At 59.7% G+C, this 7,053-nt stretch carries 9 protein-coding genes and 1 pseudogene (1 of these 10 only partly in view); 6 read left to right on the top strand and 4 right to left on the bottom strand.

Annotated features, from left to right (window positions below; genetic code table 11):
• On the top strand, window positions 1-1,272 hold a 1,272-nt coding region (gene priA / locus GTN70_11985), incomplete at its 5' end, for a primosomal protein N' (protein NIO17676.1).
• Between the two features lie 48 nt (window positions 1,273-1,320).
• Window positions 1,321-1,617 (top strand): hypothetical protein, encoded by a 297-nt coding sequence (locus GTN70_11990; GenBank protein ID NIO17677.1) that lies wholly within the window; start codon window positions 1,321-1,323, stop codon window positions 1,615-1,617.
• A 28-nt stretch (window positions 1,618-1,645) separates the two neighbouring features.
• Here GTN70_11990 and lsrF read toward each other — a convergent pair whose 3' ends face one another.
• The 3 genes from lsrF to GTN70_12005 form a co-directional block, all read right to left on the bottom strand.
• Window positions 1,646-2,425 (bottom strand): 3-hydroxy-5-phosphonooxypentane-2,4-dione thiolase, encoded by a 780-nt coding sequence (gene lsrF, locus GTN70_11995; protein NIO17678.1) that lies wholly within the window; start codon window positions 2,423-2,425, stop codon window positions 1,646-1,648.
• A 20-nt stretch (window positions 2,426-2,445) separates the two neighbouring features.
• The gene (locus tag GTN70_12000) at window positions 2,446-3,402 is read right to left on the bottom strand and encodes an alcohol dehydrogenase catalytic domain-containing protein (GenBank protein NIO17679.1); all 957 of its coding nucleotides are present in this window, start codon (window positions 3,400-3,402) and stop codon (window positions 2,446-2,448) included.
• Between the two features lie 408 nt (window positions 3,403-3,810).
• A complete protein-coding gene (locus GTN70_12005; GenBank protein ID NIO17680.1) occupies window positions 3,811-4,008 on the bottom strand; it encodes a hypothetical protein in 198 nt (65 codons plus the stop codon).
• 208 nt (window positions 4,009-4,216) lie between these two features.
• On the opposite strand from GTN70_12005, the gene GTN70_12010 reads away from it, so the two are divergent.
• From GTN70_12010 to GTN70_12020, 3 genes are read left to right on the top strand one after another with little or no spacing between them, the layout of a single operon-like run.
• A complete protein-coding gene (locus GTN70_12010) occupies window positions 4,217-4,456 on the top strand; it encodes a hypothetical protein (GenBank protein NIO17681.1) in 240 nt (79 codons plus the stop codon).
• A gap of 6 nt (window positions 4,457-4,462) precedes the next feature.
• A complete protein-coding gene (locus tag GTN70_12015; GenBank protein NIO17682.1) occupies window positions 4,463-4,954 on the top strand; it encodes a YfcE family phosphodiesterase in 492 nt (163 codons plus the stop codon).
• On the top strand, window positions 4,951-5,841 hold the full coding sequence (locus GTN70_12020) for a deoxyribonuclease IV (GenBank protein NIO17683.1): 891 nt from the start codon (window positions 4,951-4,953) through the stop codon (window positions 5,839-5,841). The genes GTN70_12015 and GTN70_12020 overlap by 4 nt, the downstream gene beginning before the upstream one ends.
• Here the strand turns inward: GTN70_12020 and GTN70_12025 are convergent.
• Entirely contained in the window at window positions 5,819-6,655 is an 837-nt protein-coding gene (locus GTN70_12025; protein ID NIO17684.1) for a hypothetical protein, read from the bottom strand. The genes GTN70_12020 and GTN70_12025 overlap by 23 nt on opposite strands.
• Window positions 6,656-6,841: 186 nt before the next feature.
• On the opposite strand from GTN70_12025, the pseudogene GTN70_12030 reads away from it, so the two are divergent.
• Window positions 6,842-7,053 (top strand): annotated as a pseudogene (locus GTN70_12030) (hypothetical protein) (it continues 49 nt past the right edge of the window).

Consider the following 7,053-nt stretch of genomic DNA (forward strand, 5'->3'; position numbering starts at 1 on the left):
GTCATCATCGTGGACGAGGAGCACGACCAGGCCTACAAGCAGGATGAAGGGGTCAAGTACAACGCGCGGGACCTTGCCATCGTCAAGGGAGGGCTTTTCCGGATCCCCGTCGTCCTGGGCTCGGCAACCCCCTCGGGGGAGAGCTATTTCAGGGCGAAAACGGGCGAGTTCCGCTACCTGGAGCTTCCCGAGCGGGTTGCACAGGGCAGCCTCCCGGATGTGAGGATCGTCGACCTCACGGAGAACCGCGCAAGGAGGGGTTTCAAGCGGTACGTGTCCTCGGAGCTCGAGGAACTGATAGAGGCCACGCTCGCAAGAGATGAGAAGGTGATGCTTTTCATCAACAGGCGGGGCTTCTCTCCCTGGATCCTGTGCCTCGACTGCGGTTTTGTCGAGCGGTGCGGGGACTGCAGCGTATCGCTCACGCCCCACAGGCAGGAGGGGGCCCTCATCTGCCACTACTGCGGGATGAGAAAGCCGGTTCCAATCGAGTGCCCCCGGTGCAGCGGCCCGAAAATGGCGCCCATCGGCATCGGCACGGAAAAGCTCGAGGCGTTTTTGAACCGGAAGTGGAAGGAGCAAAGAGTGTCCCGGATGGATTCGGACGCAACCAGGAGGAGGGGGGTGTACGGGGCGCTCCTGCGGAGCATGCAGGAGGGCGAGATCGACATCCTCGTGGGAACCCAGATGATCGCGAAGGGACACGATTTCCCCCAGGTCACCCTGGTGGGGGTCCTCCTGGCGGACCTTTCCCTCTCCTTTCCCGATTTCCGCTCGTCGGAAAGGACATTCCAGGTGCTCACGCAGGTTTCCGGCCGGGCTGGAAGGAGGGGGACGGTGGGGCAGGTGATCATCCAGACCTACCAGCCCGATCACTATGCGATCTTGAAGGCGGCAGCGCACAAGTACAGCGAGTTCATGGACATCGAGCTCTCCCACCGGTCGGAGCTCGGCTACCCGCCCTTCTCGCGCCTTCTTCTTATCCGCGTCTCGGGAAAGGACAAAGCCGGTGTTGAAAAGCGGGCCCAGGAAGTTGCCGAGACCCTCTACTTCCGGTTCGATAGCAGGACTGACCTGAAAATTCTCGGTCCCTCACCCGCACCGATCTGGAAGATCAAGAAGCAGTACATCTATCAGATTCTCGTGAAGTCGTCTCCCGATGCCGACTTCTCTCCCCTGATGGACGTGGTAAACGCCGAGTTTGGCGGGGGAAAGCGAAAAGGGGGTATCCGGGTCGACTTCGATGTGGACCCCTACCAGCTCATGTACTGATAGGCACGGATATTGCCGCCTCCTCCAGGAAACGCCAGGAGGTGGACGATGAGGATCAACTTTATCCTGAACAGCGGGGGTATCCCCGAAGGAAAGCTGGCCGACGTGGAGATTATCTTCGACGAGGGATGTCTTTCGGGGCTGAAGCTCACCGGCATGACCGTCTGGAAGGGCAACGGCGAGAAGGGCCCCTACGTGACCTTCCCCAGCAGGCCCTACCACGACGGCGAGAGAAGGAGGTTTTACGATTATCTGCGGGCGGGGAATGCCGGCAACCACGCAGCGGTGAGGGATTTCAAGGGCTACATCGTGGGGGAATACTTCCGCGTTGCCGATGAGCGCTAGTTCGTTCAGGTTCCCGGCCCTTTCCATCTCAAACGGGGAGCATCTTGAGGGCTTCCTCGGGGCGGACGTTTTCGTGGACCACGGCTCTCACCGCTTGAATCATCGGCACCGCATGGGGTGACTGCCAGATGTTCCTGCCCATGTCGACTCCCGCAGCCCCTTTCTGCACCGCATCGGCGGCAAGCTTCAGGGCGTCGAGCTCGGTTTCCAGCTTGGGCCCCCCGGCGATGACGACGGGAATGGGGCAGCCCTCGACGACCGTTTCGAAATCGTCGCAGTAGTAAGTCTTCACGAAGGTAGCGCCGAACTCGGCGGCGATGCGGCAGGAGAGGGCGAGGTAGCGTGCATCCCTCTTTTCGAGCTCCTTCCCCACGGCGGTGACGGCGAGAACGGGTATCCCGCAGGGTTGTGCGCTGTCTACGAGCTTCGACAGGTTGGTGAGGGTCTGGTGCTCGTACTCGGAACCCACGAATATCGAAAGGGCCACGGCCGAAACGTTCAGGCGTACCGCCTCCTCGATGGACGTGGTGATCGCCTCGTTTGACAGGTCCTCGCCGAGCGTGCTCGATCCGCCTGAGACCCTGAGCACGATGGGAACGTCCGCTTCGGGGTCCACCGATGTCCGCAGTATTCCCCGTGTCAGCATCAGTGCATCGGCGTAAGGCAGCAGGGGTTCTATGGTCTTCCGGGCGTTTTCCAGGTTGGTCGTGGGGCCCAGGAAATAGCCGTGGTCGACGGCGAGCATCACCGTTCTTCCCGTTTCCGGTTTTATTATCCGTGACAATCGGTTTTTCATTCCCCAGTCCATGGTGTTCCTCCTTTATTGGTTCATGAATGATTCCTTCTGTTGGGCTCTATGATAACCTTGATCGATTCCCTTGCTTCCGCGACGATCTGAAAGCCTCTCCCCGTCTCCTCGAGGGGCAGGCGGTGGGTGATCATCTCTTTCACCCTGATATGGGGTGAGCAGATGAGCTGAAGGGCCTGCCACGAGTCGTACGGGCTGGCGCCGTAGGAAGTGGTGAGGGTGACGTCGTTCCTGAAAAAGAGGTCGTTTATCGATACGGGGATCGTAACCCCGGGGTCCGTGGGCGCGAAGAAGAGGACCGTCCCCCCCCTCTCCACCGATTCAAGGGCCTGGATCTGGGCAGTTTCCGCCCCCGTGCAGACAAACACGACGTCGGCCAGCCTTCCCCCGCACATGCGGCGCAGGCAGGAGGGCACGTCATCTCCGGGCAGAATCGCCTCGTCTGCCCCGAAGGTGAGCCCCGCCTCCAGGCGGTAAGGGACGGGATCGACGGCCAGGATCTTTCCCGCACCCGATGCCCTGGCCAGGTGAATGCACAAGAGCCCCGCCATGCCGCTGCCGATCACCAGGACGGATTGAGAGGGTTTCACCCGGGCGACCCTGAAAGCCCGGACCACGCAGCCGAGGGCTTCGTGGAAAGATGCCTCTTCGAAGGAGAGGCCGTCGGGGATGAGAAACACCCCCCTGTCCACATTGATGGAGGGAAGACGCACGTATTCGGCGAAGCCGCCGGGGTCGAAGTTCGTGCTCCGCAGCGTGTCGCACGCGGTGTGGTGCCCCGTGAGACAGTGGGCGCAGGTGTTGCAGGGAACGTGATGGGAGGCGACGATGCGGTCCCCCGGCTTGAACTCTTTAACCCCTTCCCCTGCCTGGACGACCTCTCCCGCCACTTCGTGCCCCAGGACCACCGGGGCCTTCTTCAGGCGATACCATTCGATGACGTCGCTCCCGCAGATACCGCTGGCGATGACCCTCATCAACAGCTCGCCGGGCCCGATGGAGGGGACGGGCATTTCTTCGATCCTGATGTCGTCGTTCCGGTAATATCTGGCGACTTGCATAAAAGCGCGTCTTCTCCGAAAGGGAGGTTTAACGCTCAACCTCCCGGTTTTTCTCTTCTTTTCCTGCCCATTCCCAGGGATAAGAGGTCCCGGTGCCTGCGACCCTGCCGTGCTGCAGCGGCTCTCTCGATGCAGGCGCAACGAACAGGTGCGCCGAACAGCCCGTAACGCGAGATCTTTGCCTCCCCCTCGAGGAAAACGGGTGAGAATATCCTACAACAGCCCGGTGCTCCTTTCAAGATTTATGGCCTTAGCTTTGCCCCGGGGAGGGGTCTTTCGGGGGGAAAAGATTGACCGGATAAGGGGGCAGGGCGGGGCAGGTCCTCACTCTTTTTGCGCCTCGTCCCAGTCGATGGCGATGTGAAGGGCGTCTTCGAGGTCCCGTGCGTACATCTTTCGTGCAAGGCGCAGAAGCCCCAGGACGTTGTCACCTCTCTCCTTTGTTCTCCGCTCGATTACCGTTCCGATGGGTTCCCGCTTTTTCTTCTGGTAATCTACCCGGTAAACGGTAACGCTTCTCACGAAACCTCCCTTAACAAGGCCGTATGGAAAAAATCCTTTATATATTGCTAAGTTTATCCAAACTATCCCTTTTTTGTCAACGGGAAGGAGTAAAATATAGATCTGCACTTTTTTTGCGTCTGTGCCTGCTTCAAAGAGAGTGGAAAATTCTTCCGTGAGATATTAAAATAGACGCTCAGGAGTTTTAGAGAAAAAAAAGGGGTTGAAATTGATACAGAAAAGAGATCTGCACTTTATCCTGATGATGGCTCTCGTCGTGGCCCTTCTCGTTGTGTTCTCGCTCACCGGCAAGCCGAGGCTGTTGCCCTCAGATGAGGTGCACATGACGGCCACCAGCGATGCCCGATGCCTCGAATGTCACGGGAAGTCGTCCGAGTACCCGATGTCGGAGGACCACCCTCCCCGTGACAAGAAGTGTTATCTCTGCCACAAAAAGAGCAAAGGGTAGTCTTTCTTGAAAAGATTCGGCGTCATATCTGATACGCACGAGGTCCGCGGCGCAAGGGTAATCGAGGCGATCGGGGATCGTTTCGCGGGTGTTGACGGCATCATACACTGCGGCGATGTGGTCGGGATGGATGTGGTGGAAACGCTCCAGGAGGTCGCCCCCCTGATCCTTGTTGCCGGAAACATGGACACCAGCGAGATAAAGGAGCGGTTTCCCAGGAAGAAGATCGTCCAGATGGGGGGCGTGCGGATCGGGGTCATCCACGGGTGGGGGACTCCCCACGGGATCCTCTCCAAGGTGCTCCATGCCTTCAGGACGGACGGTGTCGATGCCATCCTCTTCGGGCACACCCACTCTCCCATGAACCGATACAAGGACGGGATCCTGCTCTTCAATCCCGGGTCGCTTCTCGACAGGGACTTCACGTCGGTAAACTCTCTCGGCATTCTCGATGTGGGCACACAGGTCAGGGGGCACATTGCGGAGATAACCCCTTGAAAAGCATACCGATTCTGGGTGCTCACGTCTCTGTCGCCGGGGGCCTGCACAACGCGCCGGATATCGGGCTCGCCTGCGGTTGCGACGCAGTCCAGATATTTGCCCGCTACCCGACCAGGTGGGAGACCCCGGAGCTAGCACCCGATGCGGTTGAGCGGTTCAAACGGGCGCAGGCAAGGACGGGCGTGTACGCCGTTGCCACCCACGCCAGCTACCTGATAAACCTGGCCTCTCCCTCACCCCTCCTCTACGAACGCTCCATCCGGGCGATGGCGGATGAGATGAGAAGGGCCGCCCTCCTCGGCATCGGGAACGTGATCGTTCATCCCGGGAGCGCGATGGACAGGGACCTTGGCGGGGCGATCTCCCGGGTAGCTTGTGCCGTGCGGGATCTCTCCGGGAGGGTCCACGGGGCTGACATCTGCCTGGAGACGACGGCGGGACAGGGTGCGTCCGTCGGATACCGGCTGTCCCATATACAGGAGATTATCGATAAATCGGGATGTGACGGGAGGGTTTTCGTCTGTCTCGATTCCTGTCACCTCCACGCCGCGGGATATGATATTTCCTCTGCGGGGGGCTTTCGGAAATTCGCAAATGAGCTGGAATCCCTCGGTCTCTCAGGAAAGGTGCGGGTGGTTCACCTCAATGATTCCCGGAGGGAGCGGGGGAGCAGGGTGGACAGGCACGAGCACATTGGAGAGGGAACGATAGGCCTCAAAGGGTTCGCCCATCTTCTGAACTATACGCCCTTCCGGGAGGTGCCCTTCATACTCGAGACCCCCAAGGGAGAGGATCCGGTCAAAAGCGACGCGGCCAATCTGAAAAAACTCAGGAGCCTCGCAGGAAAAAGGAGTGCCGGCTTTATTTCCCCCCGAACAGGGTGACATTGGGGTACCGGGGGATGACCTCGAAGTGGGGGTTCTTTACCGTCACCCGCTCCGGGGGGTGGGGCAGCCACTCGGCAAAATCGTGGTGTGGAAAGGAAAGGGCAAGGAGGGTCTCGTCGTCGGCCTTTTTCAGGGGTGATGCGAACACGAAGGCATTTTTCCCGTGTATATCGAGGATCTGGACGAGGGCCTTTGTCCCCGTCTTGTTGACGAAGTAGTTGTCTGACCACCCGTCGGTCCCGAAGAAGGCGATGTCCGCCCCGCCCGCGCCGCTCATGAGGCCGGCATCGGTGTGCATCTCGAAGGCGATTTCCACATCACCGAGTTTCTCAAGGAGCCGTGCCCCGTCGCCCGTGGGGCGGCCTTCCGAGGTCATCACGGTGATGCGCGCTTTCCCGCAAAGGTTGGCGAGAACGCGGCAAACGGTGCTGCTGTAGGAGTACACGAGGATCCTGGATGCATCTCCATGGAAGAGCGGCTCGATGTCGCGGCTGATTTTTTCCGGTATCTCCTCCTCCTCCGAAATGGCGACGCGTATCCTTGCAAGCCCCCTTTCCACCCCGTCGCCGCTGAAGTCACCGGCCTCTTCCGTGAAAATGGACACGAGGTTCCCGATGGGGACCATCTCCCTCCTGGCAAGGGCGAGCTTCTCAAGCCACGCCAGAACGTTTTCCTCACCCAGGTGGCCCTTTTCCAGGGCAGACACCAGCTTTTCGATGCACCGGTGTGACTCCCTGACGAGCTCGGAGGCCCCCGAAGAGCTGTCCCCCGCGATTGATTCGATTATGGTTTCGATCTCTCTTACTTCCATGGGCCCGTGTCCCCGGCGCCCCCTCTGTCCTGCCCCGGTGGGTTTACCATCATCATATAGAGAAAAGACCTCCGGTGGAAGGGGGTCGTCGCAGTCCCACCCCGGGGAAGGCGGCTTCCGGTGCCGGAGGCGTTTCGGCTATTTAATGATTTCTCGCCGGCTAGAAGGGACGTATAATCAAAGACGATGAGAATCGAAATCGTAGCGATAGGAAAAGAGCTGGTGAGCGGCAGGACGAAGGACGCCAACTCACCCTACGCGGCGGAGAAGTTATTTCGTGCCGGCATCACGGTGAAAAGGATCACCCTCGTCGATGATATCGTCCAGGAGATCGCCTCGGTGCTTCGCGGTGCGATGAAGAGGGGGAGCCAGATGGTCATCACGTCGGGAGGCCTCGG

The organism is Deltaproteobacteria bacterium (genome assembly GCA_011773515.1).
In the GTDB taxonomy this organism is placed as follows: Bacteria; Desulfobacterota; Deferrimicrobia; order J040; family J040; genus WVXK01.